The sequence below is a fragment of the Cellulosimicrobium sp. PMB13 genome, assembly GCF_051294865.1.
Classification (GTDB): domain Bacteria; phylum Actinomycetota; class Actinomycetes; order Actinomycetales; family Cellulomonadaceae; genus Cellulosimicrobium.
Window position 1 is genome coordinate 868,695 of the sequence record NZ_CP145910.1, and the last position, 19,455, is coordinate 888,149.

General features: G+C 74.1%; 19 protein-coding genes. 8 read left to right on the forward strand and 11 right to left on the reverse strand.

Features of this window, described 5'->3' with window-relative positions:
• Positions 1 to 14: 14 nt before the first annotated feature.
• The 3 genes from V5D56_RS04195 to V5D56_RS04205 all read left to right on the forward strand — a co-directional run bounded on the left by V5D56_RS04195 (position 15) and on the right by V5D56_RS04205 (position 3,201).
• Positions 15 to 389 (forward strand): PadR family transcriptional regulator, encoded by a 375-nt coding sequence (locus V5D56_RS04195; protein ID WP_435737805.1) that lies wholly within the window; start codon positions 15 to 17, stop codon positions 387 to 389.
• Complete coding sequence (locus V5D56_RS04200) at positions 389 to 1,780, forward strand: permease prefix domain 1-containing protein (protein ID WP_435737806.1); 1,392 nt, start codon at positions 389 to 391, stop codon at positions 1,778 to 1,780. Before V5D56_RS04195 ends, V5D56_RS04200 begins: the two co-directional genes overlap by 1 nt.
• Positions 1,781 to 1,938: 158 nt before the next feature.
• Entirely contained in the window at positions 1,939 to 3,201 is a 1,263-nt protein-coding gene (locus tag V5D56_RS04205) for a hypothetical protein (protein WP_435737807.1), read from the forward strand.
• A gap of 48 nt (positions 3,202 to 3,249) precedes the next feature.
• Here V5D56_RS04205 and V5D56_RS04210 read toward each other — a convergent pair whose 3' ends face one another.
• The 3 genes from V5D56_RS04210 to V5D56_RS04220 all read right to left on the reverse strand — a co-directional run bounded on the left by V5D56_RS04210 (position 3,250) and on the right by V5D56_RS04220 (position 6,469).
• The gene (locus tag V5D56_RS04210) at positions 3,250 to 4,095 is read right to left on the reverse strand and encodes an ABC transporter ATP-binding protein (RefSeq protein WP_435738950.1); all 846 of its coding nucleotides are present in this window, start codon (positions 4,093 to 4,095) and stop codon (positions 3,250 to 3,252) included.
• A gap of 149 nt (positions 4,096 to 4,244) precedes the next feature.
• Positions 4,245 to 5,348, reverse strand: coding sequence for an iron-enterobactin ABC transporter permease (gene fepG / locus V5D56_RS04215; protein ID WP_435737808.1), 1,104 nt, complete (start codon positions 5,346 to 5,348; stop codon positions 4,245 to 4,247).
• Positions 5,345 to 6,469: an iron chelate uptake ABC transporter family permease subunit gene (locus V5D56_RS04220; protein WP_435737809.1), complete on the reverse strand. Its 1,125-nt coding sequence runs from the start codon at positions 6,467 to 6,469 to the stop codon at positions 5,345 to 5,347. Before V5D56_RS04220 ends, fepG begins: the two co-directional genes overlap by 4 nt.
• Before the next feature lie 168 nt (positions 6,470 to 6,637).
• Here V5D56_RS04220 and idi point away from each other — a divergent pair, with 168 nt between their 5' ends.
• Positions 6,638 to 7,234: an isopentenyl-diphosphate Delta-isomerase gene (gene idi / locus V5D56_RS04225; RefSeq protein ID WP_435737810.1), complete on the forward strand. Its 597-nt coding sequence runs from the start codon at positions 6,638 to 6,640 to the stop codon at positions 7,232 to 7,234.
• Between the two features lie 50 nt (positions 7,235 to 7,284).
• Here the strand turns inward: idi and V5D56_RS04230 are convergent, their stop codons facing one another.
• From V5D56_RS04230 to V5D56_RS04240, 3 genes are read right to left on the reverse strand one after another with little or no spacing between them, the layout of a single operon-like run.
• Positions 7,285 to 8,070, reverse strand: a complete 786-nt coding sequence (locus V5D56_RS04230; RefSeq protein WP_435737811.1) for a hypothetical protein — start codon at positions 8,068 to 8,070, stop codon at positions 7,285 to 7,287.
• Positions 8,067 to 8,897 carry a hypothetical protein gene (locus tag V5D56_RS04235; RefSeq protein ID WP_435737812.1) on the reverse strand — a complete coding sequence of 277 codons (831 nt, stop codon included), beginning with the start codon at positions 8,895 to 8,897 and terminating at the stop codon, positions 8,067 to 8,069. Before V5D56_RS04235 ends, V5D56_RS04230 begins: the two co-directional genes overlap by 4 nt.
• Positions 8,894 to 9,901 (reverse strand): WXG100 family type VII secretion target, encoded by a 1,008-nt coding sequence (locus V5D56_RS04240; protein ID WP_435737813.1) that lies wholly within the window; start codon positions 9,899 to 9,901, stop codon positions 8,894 to 8,896. The genes V5D56_RS04235 and V5D56_RS04240 overlap by 4 nt, the downstream gene beginning before the upstream one ends.
• Positions 9,902 to 10,074: 173 nt before the next feature.
• On the opposite strand from V5D56_RS04240, the gene V5D56_RS04245 reads away from it, so the two are divergent.
• Positions 10,075 to 10,896: a class I SAM-dependent methyltransferase gene (locus tag V5D56_RS04245; protein WP_435737814.1), complete on the forward strand. Its 822-nt coding sequence runs from the start codon at positions 10,075 to 10,077 to the stop codon at positions 10,894 to 10,896.
• Between the two features lie 406 nt (positions 10,897 to 11,302).
• On the opposite strand, the gene V5D56_RS04250 is transcribed toward V5D56_RS04245, so the two are convergent.
• Positions 11,303 to 12,208 (reverse strand): SDR family oxidoreductase, encoded by a 906-nt coding sequence (locus V5D56_RS04250; protein WP_435737815.1) that lies wholly within the window; start codon positions 12,206 to 12,208, stop codon positions 11,303 to 11,305.
• 48 nt (positions 12,209 to 12,256) lie between these two features.
• Positions 12,257 to 13,165 (reverse strand): polyphosphate kinase 2, encoded by a 909-nt coding sequence (gene ppk2, locus V5D56_RS04255; RefSeq protein ID WP_435737816.1) that lies wholly within the window; start codon positions 13,163 to 13,165, stop codon positions 12,257 to 12,259.
• Between the two features lie 89 nt (positions 13,166 to 13,254).
• Here ppk2 and V5D56_RS04260 point away from each other — a divergent pair, with 89 nt between their 5' ends.
• The gene (locus V5D56_RS04260; protein ID WP_435737817.1) at positions 13,255 to 13,800 is read left to right on the forward strand and encodes a low molecular weight protein-tyrosine-phosphatase; all 546 of its coding nucleotides are present in this window, start codon (positions 13,255 to 13,257) and stop codon (positions 13,798 to 13,800) included.
• Positions 13,801 to 13,875: 75 nt separating this feature from the next.
• Here the strand turns inward: V5D56_RS04260 and V5D56_RS04265 are convergent, their stop codons facing one another.
• The 3 genes from V5D56_RS04265 to V5D56_RS04275 form a co-directional block, all read right to left on the reverse strand.
• Positions 13,876 to 15,324, reverse strand: coding sequence for a nucleobase:cation symporter-2 family protein (locus V5D56_RS04265; protein ID WP_435737818.1), 1,449 nt, complete (start codon positions 15,322 to 15,324; stop codon positions 13,876 to 13,878).
• A 77-nt stretch (positions 15,325 to 15,401) separates the two neighbouring features.
• Positions 15,402 to 16,631 carry an alpha/beta hydrolase gene (locus tag V5D56_RS04270; RefSeq protein WP_435737819.1) on the reverse strand — a complete coding sequence of 410 codons (1,230 nt, stop codon included), beginning with the start codon at positions 16,629 to 16,631 and terminating at the stop codon, positions 15,402 to 15,404.
• Positions 16,632 to 16,640: 9 nt separating this feature from the next.
• The gene (locus V5D56_RS04275; RefSeq protein ID WP_435737820.1) at positions 16,641 to 17,195 is read right to left on the reverse strand and encodes a DUF1992 domain-containing protein; all 555 of its coding nucleotides are present in this window, start codon (positions 17,193 to 17,195) and stop codon (positions 16,641 to 16,643) included.
• Between the two features lie 86 nt (positions 17,196 to 17,281).
• On the opposite strand from V5D56_RS04275, the gene V5D56_RS04280 reads away from it, so the two are divergent.
• Complete coding sequence (locus V5D56_RS04280; protein ID WP_435738951.1) at positions 17,282 to 18,514, forward strand: pyridoxal phosphate-dependent aminotransferase; 1,233 nt, start codon at positions 17,282 to 17,284, stop codon at positions 18,512 to 18,514.
• Positions 18,511 to 19,437: an endonuclease/exonuclease/phosphatase family protein gene (locus V5D56_RS04285; RefSeq protein ID WP_435737821.1), complete on the forward strand. Its 927-nt coding sequence runs from the start codon at positions 18,511 to 18,513 to the stop codon at positions 19,435 to 19,437. Before V5D56_RS04280 ends, V5D56_RS04285 begins: the two co-directional genes overlap by 4 nt.
• Positions 19,438 to 19,455 lie beyond the last annotated feature (18 nt).

A 19,455-nucleotide genomic window follows, 5' to 3' on the forward strand; every position in this document is an offset into this window, starting at 1 on the left:
GAAGGAGGCGCCCCGTGCGCATCGACAAGGACCTGGTCGCGGCGTCGGCCACCCCGCTCGTGCTCGGCATCCTCGCGGAGGGCGAGTCCTACGGGTACGCGATCCTCAAGCGCGTCGGGGAGCTGTCCGACGGCCGCCTGCAGTGGACCGACGGGATGCTGTACCCCCTCCTGCACCGGCTCGAGCGCCTCGGTCACGTGGAGGCGTCCTGGGGTGTGTCGGACGTCGGACGCCGCCGCAAGCACTACGCGATCACCGCCTCGGGTCGGGCGGCGCTCGCCGAACGTCAGGACCAGTGGGTCGTCGTCGCCGAGGCGCTGCAGCGCGTGTGGCATTCCGCTCAGCCGGACCCCGCCCGACCGCCGCGCCTCGCGGAGGGGTGGGCCTGATGGCGTCCGGGACGACGGGCACGACGGGCACGGCGGGGTCGGCGGCCGCCGGGCCGCACGCCGAGCTGGAGGCCCAGATCGACCAGTGGCGCGGCTACGTGCAGCGGCGCGAGGCCATCTCGTCGGCGGACGTCGACGAGATGGAGGACCACCTGCGCGAGCGCGTCGAGGACCTGCGCGCCACCGGGCTCGACGACGAGGAGGCGTTCCTCGTCGCCGTGAAGCGCATGGGCGACCTCGACGCCGTCTCGCGCGAGTTCGCGCGCGAGCACTCCGACCGCCTGTGGAAGCAGCTCGTCCTCGTGCGCGAGGCTCCCGCGGACGGCACGCGGTCGTGGCGCGAGCTCGCCGTCGTGCTCGCGCTCGCCGTGGGTGCGGGGATCGCGGTCAAGACGGCGACGTCGCTCGTCGACGACGAGTGGGTGCTGCTGCGCAACGTCGGCCTGCTCGTGTTCCCGTTCCTCGCGGGCTACTTCGCGTGGAAGCGCCGCCTCACGTGGCAGGTCGGCGTCACGCTGCTCGTGCCGTTCGTCGTGCTGGCCGTCGTGCTCAACGCGTACCCCTTCGTCGCAGGTGGGTCCACGGAGGTCATCGCGGCGATCCACACCCCCGTGGTGCTGTGGGCGCTCGTGGGTGTCGCCTACATCGGCGGACGGTGGCGCTCCGACGCGCGGCGCATGGACTTCGCCCGGTTCACGGGCGAGCTCGCGGTCTACTTCACGCTCCTCGCGCTCGGTGGCGGCGTGCTCGTCGGACTGACGGCCGGGGTCTTCTCGCTGGCCGACGTCGACCTCGAGCCGTACCTCGAGGACTGGATCCTGCCCTTCTGCGTGCCGGGGGCGCTCGTCGTCGCGGCGTGGCTCGTCGAGGCGAAGCAGAACGTCGTCGAGAACATCGCGCCGGTGCTCACGCGCGTCTTCACGCCGCTGACGGTCGTCATGCTCGTCGCGCTGTTCGCCGTGCTCGCCACGTCGGGCAACCTCGCCGACGTCGACCGCGAGCTGCTCATCCTCATGGACGCGATCCTCGTGCTCGTCGTGTGCCTGCTGCTGTACTCGGTCTCGGCCCGCGACCCGCTCGCGCCGCCGACCCTCTTCGACGGGCTGCAGCTCGCGCTCGTCGTGGGGGCGCTCGCGGTCGACGCCATCGCGCTCACGGCCATGCTCACGCGGATCGCCGAGTTCGGCGTCAGCCCGAACAAGGCCGTCGCGCTCGGGCTCAATTTGCTGCTGCTCGTCCACCTCGTCGGGTCGGCCGTGCTCACGGTCCGGTTCCTGAGGCACCGGCCGTTCGACGCGCTCGTGCGCTGGCAGACCCGGTTCCTACCGGTCTACGCGGTCTGGGCGGCGGCCGTCGTGATCGTCGTCCCGCCGGTGTTCGGCTTCGTCTGAGCGGGAACCCACCCTGCCGAACCCCGGGTTGTGCGCCGATCGAGGCCGCGATGGAGACACAACCCGGGGTTCGGCACGCCACGGGGGCCGCCCTTGTGCCGTGAATCGTTGAATGCAACGATGTAAACGGCCGAAACCCAACGAAGGGCGACAACCTGATGAAACAGGCACTCTCTCGGCACCTCTCCTCGCACCTCTCCTCGCACCTCGTCCCCTCCAGCCCGTCGCAGCCGGGGACGCCCCCGCGCGGCACGGCGCTCGACCTCGGCACCCGACGCGCACCGCTGCGCGGCCTTCTCGCCGCCGCGCTGTCGTTCGCGCTCGTCGCGTCCGCCGCCTGGCTCGCGCCGCCGAGCCACGCCGCGCCGGGAACGAGCTGCACGGGCTCCACCGTCCACGGATCGGCCGTCCAGGACGGCAGCACGTGGCGCGCCTACCGCGGCACCACCCAGCTCTACAGCGGCGGCGACATGCTCACCGCCATCAATACCGCGATCGGTGGGCTCGACGCCGGCCGCACGAGCAAGCAGCGGGTCGTCGTCAACGGTTCCGGGACCATGAGCGCGAACGCGCGCATCACCCTCCCGAGCTTCACCGCGCTCGAGTCGTGCGGCACGATCCACGTCACGGGCACCGGGTCGGGCAACGTCGCCGGCGTCTACATGCGCGGCGCGACGGACATCGAGGTCGCTCGCCTGCACCTGACCGGGACGCCCGTGTACGGGATCTTCGCGCGCAACGTCGACAACCTGCGCCTGCGCGACATCGACATGCGCCTGAGCGGAGGCGGCATCGGCATCCGCATCGACAACCACGGCGACCGGAGCCGGTTCGCGCGCAACGTCCAGCTCAACACGGTCTACGTGTCCGGGGCCGGGTCGCACGCCGTCGAGACCTACGGCGTCGACGGGCTGACGGTGGGCACGGTCACCGCGCGCGACGTCGGCGGCTCGGGCCTCCTGCTCAACGAGACGATCAACGCGCGCGTCAGCGTGGTCGACGCGGTCGGCGCCGGCACGGGCACGGGGTACGCGGCGTTCCGCATCGCCAACCGGGCCGGCCGGGTCGGGTCGTCGTACCCCACGAACATCGAGGTCGGGACGGTCCGCGCGAGCGGCGGCGGGCGCGGCGTGTTCTGCGTGTCCGAGTCCGGTGGCCTGCGGATCAACCGCGTCGAGCTGACGCGCACGGGCAACAACCCCGTGCTCGTGGAGAACTGCACCAACGTGAGCCTCGCGACGACGAGCGGCACCGTGGTGGGCGGCGACGTGCGTCTCGCGGCCCGCTCCGAGTTCGCGGGCAACCGCGACATCACGCTGCAGAACCTCACCCTGAGCTCGGGGGCGCGCATCGTCGAGAACCCGTGCGCCACCAACCTGACGATCCGGAACGTGACGGGGCCGGTCGTCCGCTGCGGCTGACGACGGCGACCCCCGACCGGTGCGCGCCGGGCCCGACGGCGACCGTCGTCAGGCCCGGCGCGGCCGCGCCTCCGGGACGACGAGCGGCGTGCCGGTGACCGGGTCGTCGATGATGCGGCACGGCAGGCCGAAGACCTCCTCGACGAGCGCCGCCGTGACGACGTCGCCCGGCGCGCCCTCGGCGACGACCGCGCCGTCCTTCATCGCGATGAGGTGCGTCGCGTACCGGCACGCGTGGTTGAGGTCGTGCAGCACCGCGACGAGCGTGTTGCCGCGGTCGCGGTTGAGGTCGGCGCACAGCTCGAGCAGCTCGACCTGGTGCGCGATGTCGAGGAACGTCGTCGGCTCGTCGAGCAGCAGGATCGGGGTGTCCTGCGCGAGCACCATCGCGACCCAGACGCGCTGGCGCTGCCCGCCCGAGAGCTCGTCGACGAGGCGGCCCGACAGCTCGGTGACACCCGTCGCGGCCATCGCCTCGACCACCGCGGCCTCGTCCTCCCGCGACCACTGCCGCAGGAGCTTCTGGTGCGGGTAGCGCCCGCGCGCGACGAGGTCCGCGACGGTGATGCCTTCGGGCGCGATCGACGTCTGCGGCAGCAGGCCGAGGCGGCGCGCGACCTCCTTCGCCGGGATCGAGGAGATGGCCCGGCCGTCGAGCACGACCTGCCCGCGGGACGGCTTGAGCAGGCGCGACAGCGCCCGCAGGAGCGTCGACTTGCCGCACGCGTTGGGGCCGACGATCACCGTGAAGGACCCGTCGGGGATCGTCACGTCGAGGTCCGTCGAGATGACGCGATCGTCGTAGCCGAGCGTGACGCCGTCGGCGTGCAGGCGGTCGGCCGTCGGCACGTCCGCTGCGCCGTCCGTGCCCGACGGCGCGTCCCGGCCACCCAGGCCGACGGCGCCCGGGACGTCGGCGGGGACGGCGTCGCCCGGGGTGCCGGGCAGGTCGGTGGAGGTCGTGGCGCTCACGGGCGTCCTTCCACGTGGGGGGATCTGTCGGGGGGACCGTCGGGAGAGCGGGCTGCCCTGCGCTCGATGGTTCATCGGCGGGCCTCCCGCACGAGGAGCCACACGAGGTAGGCGCCGCCGACGCTCACGGTGACCACGCCGACGGGGAGCTGGGTGGGCGCGAACGCGCGCTGCGCGACGAGGTCGCTCGCGGCGAGCAGGACGGCGCCCATCGCCGCGGCGGGCAGGATGCGGACGCCCGCGCTGCCCGTGAGGCGGCGCGCGAGCTGGGGCGCGGCGAGCGCGACGAACGCGATGGGGCCGGCGGCGGCGGTGGCGAGCGCGGTGAGGGCGACGCCCAGGAGGACGAGGGCCAGGCGTACGCGCTCGCCGCGCAGGCCGAGCGCCGTGGCGGCGTCGTCGCCCAGCTCGAGCATCGCCATGCGCGGCGCGAGCCCCACCAGCGGGAGGGCGATGACCAGCGCGAGGACGCATGCGGGCGCGGCCTGCGCCCAGGTGGTCCCGTTGAGAGACCCCGCACCCCAGACGGCGGCCGCCATCGCGGTCTCGAGGTCCGCCTTGAGGATGAGCCACGTGTTGAGCGACGAGAGCATCGCGGACACCGCGATGCCGACGATGATGAGCCGGAAGCCCTGCACCCCCCGCCGGTACGCGAGCACGTAGACCACCGCTGCGGTGGCGATCCCGCCGAGCAGGGCGCCGCCCGCGACGGACGTGTACCCGCTCCCGAGCACGGTCATGACGACGAGCGCGCCCGTGTACGCGCCCGTGTTGAAGCCGATGATGTCGGGGCTGCCGAGCGGGTTGCGCGTGAGCGACTGGAAGATCGCCCCGCTCGCGCCGAGGCACGCGCCGAGGACGAGCGCCAGGAGCGCCCGCGGGAGGCGCCACTCGACGACGACCATCTGGACCGGGCCGTCCGCGCCGCCGACGAGCGCACCGAGGACCTGCGGGACGGTCAGCGGGTAGTCGCCCGTCATGAGCGCGACCACCCCGATGGCGAGCCCCACGACCAGGAGACCCAGGCACACGGCGATCGTGCGCAGGTCGAGCCGCTGGCTCAGGCGACCGCCGAACCCGCGCACGACGCGGGTCGGGCGCCCGAAGTCGACGCGCGCGGCGTCGTCGGGCGGGACTGCCGGCGCGCCGTCCCGCGCCGGTGCCGGGGCGCTCACAGCCCGCTCGCCTTCGTGCGGCGCACGAGCGCGATGAGCACGGGGGCGCCGACGAACGCGGTGATGACACCGACCTGGATCTCGCCCGGGATCGCGATGACCCGCCCGATGACGTCGGAGACGAGGAGGAGGACCGGGGCGAGGACCGCGGAGTACGGGATGATCCACCGCTGGTCGGGCCCGACCGTCCAGCGCGCGACGTGCGGGACCATGAGCCCGACGAACGCGATCGGCCCCGCCACGGCCGTCGCCGCGCCGCACAGGAGCGTCACGGAGATGCCGACGAGCACGCGCGTGCGCCCGACGTGCGCGCCGAGCGAGCTCGCGAGGTCGTCGCCGAGCGCGACGGCGTTGAGCGGTCGCGCGACGAGGAGCGCGAGCACCAGGCCGGCGACGACGAACGGCGCGATCGTCCCCGCCATCTCCATCGTCCGGCCTGCGAGCGAGCCCGCGGTCCAGAACCGCATGCGGTCGAACACCGTGGGGTCCAGCAGCATGATCCCCTGCGAGATCCCGCCGAGCACGGCCGCGAGCGCGACACCGGCGAGCGTGAGCCGCACCGGCGTCGCTCCCCCGCGCCCCTGCGAGCCGATCGCGTACACGGCGACCGTCGCGAGGATCGCGCCGAGGAACGCGAACCAGATGAACGACGAGATGTCCGTGATCCCGAGCAGGGCGACCGCGAGCACGACGACGAACGCCGCGCCGGCGTTCACGCCGAGGATCCCCGGGTCGGCCAGCGGGTTGCGCGTCATCGCCTGGATGAGCGCCCCCGAGACGCCGAGCGCGGCGCCCACGAGCAGGCCGACGACGGTGCGCGGCAGGCGCAGGTCGTGCACGATCACGTGGTCCGCCGACCCGTCGTACGCGGTGAGCGCGTCCCACACCGTCGCGACCGGGACGGCCTTGGACCCGACGACGAGGCTGAGCACGACGGCGCCGACGAGGACGACGAGCGCGAGGACCAGACCGGCCCCCCGGGCGGCGTCGCTCCGGGCGAGCCCTCGCGCCGGGCGGTCGTCGGGCGCGTACGACGTCACGTGCGGTGCGGCGTCGGCCGTGCCGACCGCGCCGCTCGGCGCGGGGACGCGCTGCGGGCGGGTGTCGGCGGACGAGGACATGCGGCTCTCAGGATCTGCTCGGCGGAACCGGGCCGGCGGGCCCGCCCGGTCGCACCCTCGGGCGAAGGTCAGGCTCACCTTATTTCACCGACCGGTGCTCTCGGCAAACCTCCTGACGGTGGGCTCGCGGCCTCCGGCCCTCCGGCCGTGGTGTGCGAGAGTGACGGCATGACCCGTCACGTCCCCGTCGCCGCCGACCACGTCGTCACCGTGGACGACGAGGGCCGCCGCACCGGAACCTTCGAGCGCTCCGCCGTCCACACGACGGAGACCCCGCTGCACCTGGCCTTCTCCTGCTACGTGCTCGACGACACCGGCCGCCTCCTGCTCACGCGTCGCGCGCTCGCGAAGCGCACGTGGCCGGGGGTGTGGACCAACTCGTTCTGCGGTCACCCGCGCTGGACCGAGACGACCGAGGAGTCGATCACCCGGCACGCACAGCACGAGCTCGGGCTGCGGGTCGTCGACCTCGAGGTCGCCGTGCCCGGGTTCCGCTACCGCGCGGTCGACGCGTCGGGCGTCGTCGAGAACGAGATCTGCCCCGTCTACACGGCGCGCGCCGTGGGCGACGTCGAGCCGAACCCCGACGAGGTCATGGAGCTCGCGTGGGCCGCGCCCGGCGACGTCGTGCGTGCCGTGGACGCCACGCCCTGGGCGTTCAGCCCGTGGATGGTCCTCCAGATCGCGGCGCTGCGTGCCGCTGTCGCCACGGGTGAGGGCCCGACGGCGCAGCTCGCCGCCGCGCTCGGGTCGCCGACGGTCTGACGGGGCCGGGCGGACCGGCGCCCGCGTGGCGGCGGCGCGACGGGCTGGGACTAGCGGGCCGCCGGCGTGCGCCGTGCGCGGGGGCCGCGCATCCACTCGGGGATCGCGAGGCGGTCCGCGCCCTCGGGCGACACCTCGACCGGGCGGGGTGGCAGGGCGAGCGGCTCGATCTCGTTCGCCCCGGGCACACCGGCCGCCCGCATCGACTCGCCGAGCGCACGCACGACTGCCTCCTGCCGGCGCGGGTCGCGCGCGGAGAACACCCAGAGCTCGACGCTCGACGCCGTCGCGAGGTCGAGCGGCTCGCGCCGCGCGGCGGCCCGCTTCGCGAGCACGGGGGCGGCGCCGACGAACGTCACCGCGCGCCGCGACCACAGGACGGTGCGCGACCCGCTGCTCACGCCGCGGTCCGCGAGCAGCAGGCCGAGCGTGCGCTGGTTCCCGACGGCGGCGCGCACGGTCCGGGGGTCCACCGCCGAGAACGGCAGGGCGTACGGCCGCTGGAACGGGCCGAACGACCCGACCAGGATGCCGCGCTCGAGCACCACGAGCTTCTCGGACGCGAGGAACCACAGGATCACGCCGAACAGCACCGCCCAGAACGCCGCGAGGACCGCGGCGGCGGCAGGGCTCGAGGCGCCGGCGAGCCACGGCCCCACGGAGAACACCGCGCCGGTGAGCACGACGGTCGTCCATCCCGGAGCGTTGAGGGTCGTGGCGGACACGTGCCGGACCACGCCGAGGCCCGACGCCGCGGCGAGGTGCCGGACCTTGGCCGTCGCGCGGTCGCCGGTCGGGCGGGGGGCACCCGGACGGGGGCCGGGCCCGGCCGTCATCGGCCCAGCAGCTCGAGCGGGAGGCGGCGGACCGTCGCGGCACCGATCTCCGACAACGTGAGCGTCACGGGGGCGCCGTCGGTCCCGTGCTCCCCGCCGCGCACGACGTACACGCCGTCGGGCGTCGCGTAGACGCTGACCTGGACGAGCACGTCCGAGCCCGCCCGGACGCCGGCGAGCGTCGTCACGGCGACCGCGTCGGAGATCTCCGGGACGGTCGCGGCCTGCGCCGTGAACTCCTCCACCGTGAAGGTCTGCGACCGTCCGTCGAGCACAGCCTTCGTCGCGGGGTCGAGGAAGACGGCGAGACGCCCGGAGAGGTCCGCGAGCGGGTAGACGCTGAACGCGTGGTGCCCGCTCGGCGCGACCTCCTCCTCGAGCACGCGGTCGTCCTCGTGGAGGTACACGTACACCCAGTGCTTGCCGAGCGCCGTCGTGCGCTCCGCGGAGAGGATCGCGTGGGCGGTGCGCCGGAGCACGAGCGGCCCCGTGACCTCGGGCGCGGCCTCGATGCCGACCTGCGCGTCGCCGTCGGGACCGGGGGCCGCTGCGCCGTCCGACGGGACGACGAGACCGCGCGCGAGGAGCGAGCGCAGCGCGACCCGCCCGACGAGCGCGCGGTCCGCGCCCTCCTGCGCGTCGAGCCACGGGAGGGCGACGAGCTGCTCGTGGTGGAGCCCGTCGAGGATCGTCACCTCCTCGTCGGTGAGCGTGACGACGTGCGTCACCTCGCCCGGGACGGACCGCGCGAGCGTCTGCTCGGCCGCGGCGATGTCGCTCACGGACCAGCGCATGCTCTGATCGGCCTGCTCGGTCTGCTGGGTCACGAGAAGAGCCCTCCGACGAAGTCACCGGCGGCGGAGAGACCGTCGCCGACCGCGTCCCCGACGTCGGACGCGACGTCCCCGATGGTATCGACCGCGTCGCCCGCGAAGTCGGTGACGTTGTCCCACCCGGCGGCGAGGTACGGACCCGGGTTGGTGGCGAACCCGGAGATCGCGTCCCAGTTGTCGACGACGAGGTTGCCGAGGGCCCAGGCCCCGGCGACGACGCCCGCCCCCACGACGATCCCGATGCCCACCGGGTTCGTGAGCAGGCCGGCCATCATGAGCATGGTCCCGGCGCCTCCGATCACGGACACGCCACCCATCACGCGGTCCACGCCGCCGCGGACGCCGTCGTACTCGGACGCGAACATCTGCTGGAAGCCGCCGATCACGCCGAAGGCGCCGCCGACACCGCCCATGAGCCGGCCGGCGGTGCCGAGCCCGCCGAGCATGCCCATCGCGTCGTCGAGCACCATGCCGCGCGCGAAGACCGAGGCGCTGGCTGCGGCGTCGGACACGTCCGCGAGGCGGCTCGCCTGGAGGAACCCGTTGAGCGCGGTGCCGACCTTCCAGCCCTTCATGCCGGCCATCACGAGAGACGCACCGCCCCACAGCGTCTGGCCCACGTCCCAGATCGAGCCCTGGAGGCCCGGCGCGCCGCCACCGAGGGGGCCACCACCGGGACCCGCGGGGACGCCCGGAGCGGGGACGCCCGGCGACGCGATCGACCCGCCCTCGGTGCTCGTGTCGTGCTGCTGCTGCGCGTTGCGGAGCACGGCCTCCGACGCGTCCGCGAGCGTCTGGCTCACGCCGCGCAGGAGCGCCATCGAGGTGCCGGACCACTCGCTGCGGAACTGTGCGGCGTCGTCCCCCTGCCAGCGCGTGGAGGACTCGACGAGCGAGGACACCTCGGCCGTCGTCGAGGTCAGCTGGTCCGACGCCGACCGCAACGACTGCGCGAGGCTGCGCAGCTGGTTGACGTCGGCTCCCCAGAATCCGCTCACGTCGTCCGTCCTTCCCCGCCCGCCGTGCCGGACGGCACGCGCTCCGGGAGGCTACCCCGCGGCGTCGGGCCTCGGCGACGGGGAGAGGTCCCCATCTCCCGCGTCGGGGTCGCGTGGGGTACGTCTCGCCCCGCCTCCGGGCACCTCCCAGGTGCGCGGGGCACAATCGCTGCATGTCCGACGCGGTCCCCGAGCGCCCTGCCCCACCCGCCCGCGACGCGTCCTTCGAGGCCCACGTCGAGTGGGCCCGTTCCGTGCCGGCGGTCGGCTTCGACCTGTCCCCGGTGGACGGCCGCGTCGTCGAGGACCCGCTCCCCTGGGACTACGCGGCGCTCGCGCGCGAGCTCGTGTCCGGCGGCCGCGGGCCCGTCCTCGACCTCGGCACCGGGGGCGGCGAGGTCCTCGCGACGCTCGGGCCGTTCCCCGCCGGGTCCGCCGCGACCGAGGGCTGGGCGCCCAACCTGCCGGTGGCGCGCCGTCGGCTCACGCCGCTGGGCGTCGAGGTCCGTGCCGTCGAGGCGGGCGAGGACCAGGTCCTGCCGTTCTTCGACCGCCAGTTCGCCGTCGTCCTGGACCGCCACGAGGAGTTCGACCCGGACGAGGTGCGTCGGGTCCTGGAACCCGGCGGCGTGTTCCTCACGCAGCAGGTCGACACGCGCGACGGGGTCCGCCTGTGCGCGGCGCTCGGCGTCGAGCCCCCCTGGGACCCGGACTCGGTGACGCTCGACGGCGCGGTCGCGGTGCTGCGCGACGCGGGCCTCGTGGTCGACGTCGCGCGCGAGCACGAGGGGCTGCGCCGCTTCCGGGACCTCGGGTCGCTGCTCTGGTACCTGCGCGTCGTCGCGTGGCAGGTGCCCGAGCTCGCGAGCCTGTCTCCCACGGCGGTCGCGCGCTTCGAGGCGCCGCTGCGCGCGCTGCACCTGCACTTCGCGGCCGGCCACGAGTTCGTCGACGAGGCGCCACGCTTCCTCGTCGTCGCGCGCACGTCGTACTGAGCGCCGTCCGGCGGCGGGAGGGCACGGAAAGGCCCGCGGGCTGGAGAGGAGACCTCCCCTGTCGTGCTGGACGAGGGCACGACGCCCGCGGGCCCCGGTGGTCGCGTGGTACTCGCTCGCCGTCGGGAACCTCCCCTCGGGAGGTCCCGCCCGGTTCACGGGCTCACCGCATCCGGTCCGTCAGTCGAATCGGTTGCGCGACGACTAGCGCGCAACCACCTCACGAGTCCGAAGAGTCTTCACTTCTCGGATCACCTCCTTTCGCGTGTACGACGACGGTACGTCCGACCGCGCGGACCGCGCCAGGGGTTTTCGCGCACGGAGGAGAACGCCGCGAGATCGACCCGTGCGTCCCCAGATCGACCCTCGGAAGGTCGACCTCGCGACGCACGGGTCGATCTCGCGATCAGCGGCGCAGGTGCGCCCACTCGTCGGGGTAGTCGTCGAGCCAGCCCGCGAACGAGCGCGGCGGGCGCTCGGTGAAGCGCCGGACGGTGTCGCTGACGTGCGCGAGCTCGCCCGCGGCGATGGCCGTGTACGACGACACCCACCCGTCGACCTCGAACGGCGGCGCGCCGTAGACCGCGCGCGACGCGTAGGCCTCCTCGACGGTCTCGGGGTGGTACGTGATCTCCCGGCCGGTCGCCTCCGAGAGCAGCGCCGCGACCTCGGCGAGCGTCAGCGCCTCGGGTCCGGTGAGGTCGTAGACGGCGTCGTCGTGCCGGTGCCGGCGCTCGTCGAGGAGGACGGCGGTCGCGACGTCCGCGATGTCGTCGTGCGACACCGACGCGACCCGTCCGTCCCCCGCCGGGCCGCGGATGACGCCGTCGTCGCCGACCATGAGCGCCAGCCCGCGGTGGTAGAGGTTGTCGCGCAGGAACGTGTGGCGCAGGCCGGTCCCGCGGACGTACTGCTCGGTGTGCCAGTGGTCGCGCGCGAACGTGAACACGGCGTCGGGGGCGGCTCCCACGAACGACACGTAGACGAGCCGCTCGACGCCCGCGACGACCGCGGCGTCGACGGCGGCCCGGTGCGTCGCGACCCGGTCCGCGTCCTCGCGCGCGGACACGAGGAACACCGTGTCGCAGCCCCTGAACGCCCGGACCATGGCGGGCGTGTCGGTGTAGTCGCCGACCACCGCGACGTCGGACTCGGGCAACGGGTCGTCCCCGAGGCTCGGTGCGCGGGCGGCGTCGCGCACGACGAGGCGCTGCGGCGCACCCTCGGCCGCGAGCCGGAACGCGAGCTTCGAGCCCAGCAGCCCGCTCGCTCCGGTCACCGCGATGCGCCCCGACCCCGCCCTGATCGTCATGCGTCCACGGTAGGTGCGGCGCTGCGGCGGTGCGCGACGAGCCGGGCGCTACTCGTCGGCCGGCTCGTTCTTCCTCCGGATGACGAGGAGCGGGTCGGGCGTCCCGACGACCTCGTGGTCCTTGCCGTCGTAGTCGAACCGGGTGAGGAAGTGGCGCATCGCGTTGATCCGGGCTCGCTTCTTGTCGTTGGACCGGATGATCGTCCACGGCGCGTACCGCTTGTCGGTGCTCCGGAACATCTCCTCCTTGGCCGCCGTGTAGTCCTCCCAGCGGTCCAGCGAGGCCAGGTCCATCGGGGAGAGCTTCCACCGCCGCACCGGGTCCAGCTGGCGGATCGCGAACCGCGTGCGCTGCTCGGTGCGGGACACGGAGAACCAGAGCTTCGTCACGTGGATGCCGGAGTCGACGAGCATCCGCTCGAACGCGGGCGCCTGCGTCATGAAGGTCCGGTACTCCTCGTCGGAGCAGAAGCCCATCACGCGCTCGACGCCCGCCCGGTTGTACCAGGACCGGTCGAACATCACGATCTCGCCCGCCGTCGGCAGGTGCTGGACGTAGCGCTGGAAGTACCACTGCCCGCGCTCGCGGTCGCTCGGCTTGGACAGCGCGACCACGCGCGCGGTGCGCGGGTTGAGGTGCTCCGTGAACCGCTTGATCGTGCCGCCCTTGCCCGCCGCGTCCCGGCCCTCGAAGAGGATGATCGCGCGCCGGTCGTTGTCCTCGAGCCAGTACTGGAACTTGAGCAGCTCGACCTGCAGCCGGTACTTCTCGAGCTCGTACTCGTCGCGGTCCATGAGCGACTCGTACGGGTACCCCTCCTGCCACGTGTAGACCGGGTTGCCCTCGGGGTCGATGAGGTCCGGGTCGGGCGTGTGCCCGTCGCGCACCGTGTAGCCACGGTCGCGCAGGTACTCGATGTACTCCCGCAGGTCGTTCGGGGGGTTCACGACGGTCATGCAGGTCTCCTCGGGTGCTCGACGGCCTCGCTCCGCAGGTCCAACCTGCGTCCTCCGCGGCGCAGGCGCCACCGGGCACAATGGCGGACATGAGCGAGCCGTACCGCGTGATGATCGTCTGTACCGGGAACATCTGTCGATCCGCGATGGCCGAGGTCGTGCTCCGGGACCGGTTCGAGGCCGCCGGCCTGGGCGACCGCGTGGTCGTCGACTCGACCGGGGTGAGCGACGAGGAGCGCGGCAACCCGATCGACCGTCGTGCGCGGACCGTCCTCCTCGAGCACGGGTACGCCGTCGACGGCACGCACCGCGCCCGCCAGGTCCGGGCCGACGAGCTCGCGTCGCGCGACCTCGTGCTCGCGATGACGACGCAGCACGCGCGGGCGCTCCGCCGGCTCGCCGAGGGTCGTCGCGGGCCGGCGCAGCAGCCTGGGACGGACGGGCTGGCGGACCGCCTGCGGATGTACCGCTCGTTCGACCCGGCCGCGCCGCACGTCGCGCCCGGCGAGCCGGAGACGGTCCTCGACGTCGCCGACCCCTGGTACGGCGGGGCGCAGGACTTCGAGGACTGCCTGGCCGAGGTCGAGGCGGCCGCGGACGGCGTCGTGGATCACGTGCGCGCCGCGCTCCGCTGACCCGGGACCACCGTGTGGGCGGGCAATGGGCCTGGTCCACCGGTCGAGACCGAGCCCGTTGCCCGCCCACAACGGTCAGCGGTCGCCGGTGCCCGGCTCCGGCTCGCCCGACGGCGCGGCGGTCGCCTCCTCGTACGTCGTGACCGCGGGGGCCGGGCCGCGCAGCGCGTCGTGCGGCGCGAGCTCCTGCTCGTCCTGCCGCGTGGCGTCCCGCGAGGCGCGGAGCTGGTCGCCGTTCAGGAGCAGGTTGAGCAGGATCGCGCAGATCGCGCCCGAGCTGATGCCCGAGTCGAAGATGAGCTGGAACCACTGCGGGAACTCGGCGTAGATCTCCGGCTTCACGGTCGGCAGGAGCGCGACGCCGAGTGAGATCGCGACGACGAGGATGTTCTTGTTCGTGAACGTCACCTTGGTCAGCGACCGGATGCCCGACGCCGCGACCATGCCGAACAGCGCGACGCCCGCGCCGCCGAGCACCGCGCTCGGCACGCCCTCGACGACCGCCCCGACCTTGGGGACGAGGCCCAGCACGACGAGGATCGCACCGGCCATCGTCGCGACGTACCGGGACTTGACGTTCGTCAGGCTCACCAGACCCACGTTCTGCGCGAACGCCGTGTACGGGAACGTGTTGAACGCGCCGCCGAGCACGGTCGACAGGCCGTCCGCCCGCAGGCCGTCCGCGAGGCGCTTCGTCGTCACCGGCTTCTCGACGATCTCGCCGACCGCGATCATGTCGCCCGTCGTCTCGGTCATGATGACGAGCCCGACGACGAGCATCGAGAGCACGGCCGCGACGGGGAACGTCGGGAGGCCGAAGTGGAACGGCGTGACGAGCGCGAACCAGCCCGCCTCGCCGACGCCCGACCAGTCGACCTTGCCCATCGGCAGGGCGACGAGCGTGCCGAGCGCGAGTGCCAGCAGCACCGAGACGCGCGCGAGCGCGGGCGGCGCGAACCGCTCGACGAGCACGACGAGCAGCAGCGTCCCCGCGGCGAGCGCGAGGTCCGACGGCGCCGCGCTCTCGCCCTGCGCCGTGATCCAGCCCGCCGCGACGTCCATGAGGGTCACGCCGATGATGAGGATGACCGTCCCCGTGACGATCGGCGGGAAGAACCTCAGCAGCGCGGAGAAGAACGGCGCGACGAGGATCATGAAGAGCCCGCACGCGATCGTCGCGCCGAACACGGCGGTGATGTCGTACGTCGTGCCGATCGTGATCATCGGGCCCACGGCCGCGAACGTCACGCCCTGCATGAGCGGCAGCCGCACGCCGAACCGCCAGAACCCGACGGACTGGAGGATGGATGCGAGGCCCGCGACGAACAGGTCCGCGCTGATGAGGAACGCGAGGTCCTGCGCGGAGTAGCCGAGCGCGCCGCCCACGATGAGCGGCACCGCGACGGCGCCGGCGTACATCGCGAGGACGTGCTGCAGCCCGAGCGGGAAGAGCCGCGCGAACCGCGGCACCTCGTCGACGGGATCCGTGGCGCGCTCCGTCTCGCGCGCGGTCGCCTGGGTCATGGGCAGCCCTCCTTCGTCCGGTCGACAGCCGGAGGCCGCCGTCGACCGCACGCTAGGGCCGGACCGTCACCGCACGGTCACCGCCGCGTTTCCGCGGTGTGACGGGTCCCGTGACGCTCTGCCCGTCCGCGAACGCGTCCCCGGACCTGCCCGACGACGCTCCCCGCCGCCCGCGCGACCCGGCGGCCCCAGCCGTGCAGCGCACCCACGAGGCGACGCGCCCCGTGGGCGGTGGGCGCGCCGTCGTCGTCCAGGGACCCCGCGCCGGGCCGCTCGGCTCCCGGGGAGGAGGCCGCGTCGTCGGCCACGGGGACCGGCGCGGGGAGGTACGCCGTGAGCCACTGCGCGAGGCGCCCGTACGCGAGCGCGCGGACCGGGCGAGCGGAGAGCACGACGTCGTGCAGCGCACCGTCGATGCGCGCGACGGTCACGAGGTCGCCGAGCCGGACGGACCGCAGCGCGACGCCGTCCACGTCGATCGCCGTGTCGGTGTGCGCCATCTCCGGAGTCCAGCGCGGTGCGAGCGTGCTGCGCGTCGACAGCAGGACGAGCACGGGCACCCCGATGCCGAGGCCGCGCGCGACCTCCTGGTGCCCGTGGAAGACCGCGGTCAGCCAGGCAGGCGTCGTGCTGAAGCCGTGCTGCGGGCGCCACGCGAGGTCGTACGTCCACTCGCCGTCGAAGTCCTTGCTCACCGTCCGCGTGTAGAAGCCGAGGTCCACGTTGGGCAGCGGCCGGTTCGGGGTCAGTCGGGCGCGCGCGCCGATCACGGGCTCGAGCAGCAGCCGCCCCACCTCGCGCGTCTGGAACTCGAGCCACGGGCTGTTGAGGACGACGGCGGACGCCCGCCCCGGGTGGTGCGCCGCCCACAGGCTGAGCGTGAGCCCGCCCGTGGAGTGACCCATGAGCACGAGCCGGCGTCGGCTCGTGCGGCGGACCCCGTGACCGATCGCGTCGAGCGCCGCCTCGACGTCCTCGTCGTACGTGGCGAGGTCCGTGACGTACCCGGGGGTCTGGCCCGGGCGCAGGGAGCGGCCGTACTTGCGCAGGTCGAGCGCGTGGAAGCGCGCGCCGTGCGCCTCCCAGAACTCGGCGAGCTCGGTCTGGAAGAAGTAGTCGGACCAGCCGTGCACGTAGAGCACGTCGAGGTACGGCTCGGGGTCGCCCGTGGGCCTCGCCCCGGTGGCGTCCCCGGCCCGACGGCGCCGCACGAGCGTGGCGACCACGTCGCCCTCGTCGTCGGGCGCGAGGGGCAGCGTGAGCTGCTCGTAGTCGTCGCCCAGGACGTCGGGCTGCCAGCCGGCCATGCCCCGACCCTAGGAGCGGCGCCCCCCGGGCGCGCGCCGGGCCCGCCAGCGCACGACCTCGGCCTCGACGTCGCGCGTCGGCGTCACGACGGGCGGCCCGCCGAGGAGCTGGCGGCGGGCGTCGACGACGCGCGCGTTGAAGTCCTCGAGGAGCTCGCGGACGACCTTCTCGTCGAGCTCCTGGTCGAGGCGGTCGTCGAGGCCATGGTCCTCGGCCTTGAGCAGCATCGCGGGCGGACCCAGCCCGGTGAGCCGCTCGCGCTCGATGACGCTCTTGAGCCACCAGTCCGGGTCGTGGCGGCCCGTCAGGCCGGGGATCGGCTTGCCCGCGAGCGGCAGGTCGTCGAACTCGCCGCGCCGGATCGCCTGGTCGATCACCACGTCGACGTACTGTGCGCGATCCTCGGGCCGCACCCGCCGCGGCGTGCGGACGGTCTCGGGATCGTCGGCATCGGCGGCGGCGTCGTCGGCGGCGTCCTCACGCTCGATCTCGCGGTCGACGCGGTACTGCGCCGCGCGGCGGACCGGGTCGTCGTCGGGCACTCGCTGTCGTCTGCGGAACACGGTGCGCCTCCTGTCGCATCGCTCGTGGCACGTCGTCACCCAGCCTAGGCAGACGTCGGCGGCATGATGGGTCCATGTCCGGGTCGATGAAGGTCTCGCGCCGCTCGCACGTGCCGCCGTTCGCCGTCATGCAGGTGCTCGCGGAGGCGAACCGGCTGCGCGACGCCGGGGCGTCGGTGCTGAACCTGTGCGCGGGCGAGCCGGCGACCGGGGCGTCGGACGTCGTGCGGCGCCGCGCGATCGAGCTCCTCGAGAGCGGCGACCTCGGGTACACCGAGGCGCTCGGCGTGCCGGCGCTGCGGCGCGCGATCGCCGAGCACTACGGCCGCTGGTACGACGTCGAGGTGGACCCGGCGCGCGTCGCGGTGACGACGGGCTCGTCGGGCGGCTTCCTCCTCGCGTTCCTCGCGGCGTTCGACGTCGGCGACCGCGTCGCGCTCGCCCGCCCCGGCTATCCCGCGTACAAGAACATCCTCGCGGCGCTCGGGTGCGAGGTCGTCGAGCTCGACTGCGGGCCGGAGACCCGGTACCAGCCCACGGTGTCGCAGCTCATGGAGGCGTACTACGGCGGGGGTCTCGACGGGCTCGTGCTCGCGAGCCCCGCCAACCCGACCGGGACGATGATCCTGCCGGACGAGCTCGCGGCGGTGGCGGCGTGGTGCACCGACCACGACGTGCGCCTGGTCAGCGACGAGATCTACCACGGCATCGTGTACGACGACGGGTCCTCCTCTCGTACATCGGCGCCCGGGACCCTCGGCGGGCCGCAGACGGCCGTCGGGGGCGGCTCGCCCACCGCGGCCCGGTACACGCGCGACGGCGCCGTCGTCGTCAGCTCGTTCTCCAAGTACTGGGCGATGACGGGCTGGCGCCTCGGGTGGCTCGTGCTGCCCGACGAGCTCGTCGGGCCGGTCGACGCCCTCGCGGGCAACGTCGCGCTCTCGCCGCCCGCTCTCGCGCAGCACGCGGGCGTCGCGGCCTTCTCGCCCGAGGGGTACGCGGCCGCGGAGGAGAACGTCGCGCGCTACGCGGCGTCGCGCGAGCTCGTCCTGTCCCGGCTCGACGACCTCGGCTGGTCGCGCGTCGCCCCGGCGGACGGCGCGTTCTACGTCTACGCCGACGTGTCCGGCGACGGCATGGACTCCGTGACGTGGTGCGAGCGGCTCCTGGCCGAGGCGGGGGTCGCGCTGACGCCCGGCACCGACTTCGACGGTGTGAACGGCCGCGACTGGGTACGCCTCTCCTTCGCGGCAGCGCCCACGACGGTCGCCGAGGCCGTCGAGCGAGTCGTCGCGTGGCGTGCCACCCTGCATCGGTGACGTCCCCGCCGAGCTCGACCGCGGTGCCCCCGCGCGCACCGGGCATGCTCCGCCTCGCGACCTTCAACACCCTGCACGGTGCCGCGCTCGACGGGACCGTCGACGTCGAGCGTTTCGCGCGCGCCGTCGCGGCCCTGGACGCCGACGTCCTCGCGCTCCAGGAGGTCGAGCGCGACTCGCCACGCTCCCACCGGACCGACCTGGTCGCCGTCGCCGCCGAGGCGCTGGGCGCTCAGCACCACCACCTGTCCCCCACGCTGCGTGGCGTGTCCGGCGCCTGGGCACCGGCGGGCCGTCCGGGTCGCGGCGCCCGGCGGGTCCCCGGCGTCGCATCGTTCGGGATCGGGCTCGTCAGTCGGTACCCCGTCGACCGGTGGCTGCGGCTCGAGCTCGACCGCATGCCGTGGCGGTCCCGGGTCCGGCGCCGCGCCCCGTCCTCGGCCTCCTCGGGGATCGGCCGACTGCTCCCGGTGCGGGTCGTCCCGGACGAGCCGCGCGCGGCGCTCGCGGCAGCGGTGCGGACGCCGTGGGGCACGCTGAGCGTCGTCACGACCCACACGACGTCCCGGCCCGAGTTCACGGCGGACCAGTTCCGGTCCTTCGTGCAGGCGTGCGCCGGGCTGCCGCGACCGCTCGTGCTCCTGGGCGACCTCAACCTGCGGGCGCCCGAACCCGCAGAGATCAGCGGCTGGGCCGCCCTCGCGGACCACCTCACGCACCCCGCCGACCGCCCGGTGCGGCAGATCGACCACGTCCTCGCCGACGCCGCCCCCGGCGGTCCGGTGGTGCGGTCGGTCGGTCGCACGGTCGCCGTGGACACGGGACTGTCGGACCACCGGGCGCTCGTCGTGGACGTCGTCGTCGACGGCCGGGACGCGCCCGCGCGAGGTGCCGCGCGACGCCCGCCCGGCGGGGCGCGGTAGCCCCTTCCCGCGCACAGC

Excerpts from the sequence above, each read along its gene's own strand:
- V5D56_RS04200 (WP_435737806.1), top strand. The coding sequence starts at position 389 with ATGGCGTCCGGGACGACGGGCACGACGGGCACGGCGGGGTCGGCGGCC.
- V5D56_RS04205 (WP_435737807.1), top strand. The coding sequence starts at position 1,939 with ATGAAACAGGCACTCTCTCGGCACCTCTCCTCGCACCTCTCCTCGCAC.
- V5D56_RS04220 (WP_435737809.1), bottom strand. The coding sequence starts at position 6,469 with ATGTCCTCGTCCGCCGACACCCGCCCGCAGCGCGTCCCCGCGCCGAGC.
- idi (WP_435737810.1), top strand. The coding sequence starts at position 6,638 with ATGACCCGTCACGTCCCCGTCGCCGCCGACCACGTCGTCACCGTGGAC.
- V5D56_RS04230 (WP_435737811.1), bottom strand. The coding sequence starts at position 8,070 with ATGACGGCCGGGCCCGGCCCCCGTCCGGGTGCCCCCCGCCCGACCGGC.
- V5D56_RS04245 (WP_435737814.1), top strand. The coding sequence starts at position 10,075 with ATGTCCGACGCGGTCCCCGAGCGCCCTGCCCCACCCGCCCGCGACGCG.
- V5D56_RS04250 (WP_435737815.1), bottom strand. The coding sequence starts at position 12,208 with ATGACGATCAGGGCGGGGTCGGGGCGCATCGCGGTGACCGGAGCGAGC.
- ppk2 (WP_435737816.1), bottom strand. The coding sequence starts at position 13,165 with ATGACCGTCGTGAACCCCCCGAACGACCTGCGGGAGTACATCGAGTAC.
- V5D56_RS04260 (WP_435737817.1), top strand. The coding sequence starts at position 13,255 with ATGAGCGAGCCGTACCGCGTGATGATCGTCTGTACCGGGAACATCTGT.
- V5D56_RS04265 (WP_435737818.1), bottom strand. The coding sequence starts at position 15,324 with ATGACCCAGGCGACCGCGCGCGAGACGGAGCGCGCCACGGATCCCGTC.
- V5D56_RS04270 (WP_435737819.1), bottom strand. The coding sequence starts at position 16,631 with ATGGCCGGCTGGCAGCCCGACGTCCTGGGCGACGACTACGAGCAGCTC.
- V5D56_RS04280 (WP_435738951.1), top strand. The coding sequence starts at position 17,282 with ATGAAGGTCTCGCGCCGCTCGCACGTGCCGCCGTTCGCCGTCATGCAG.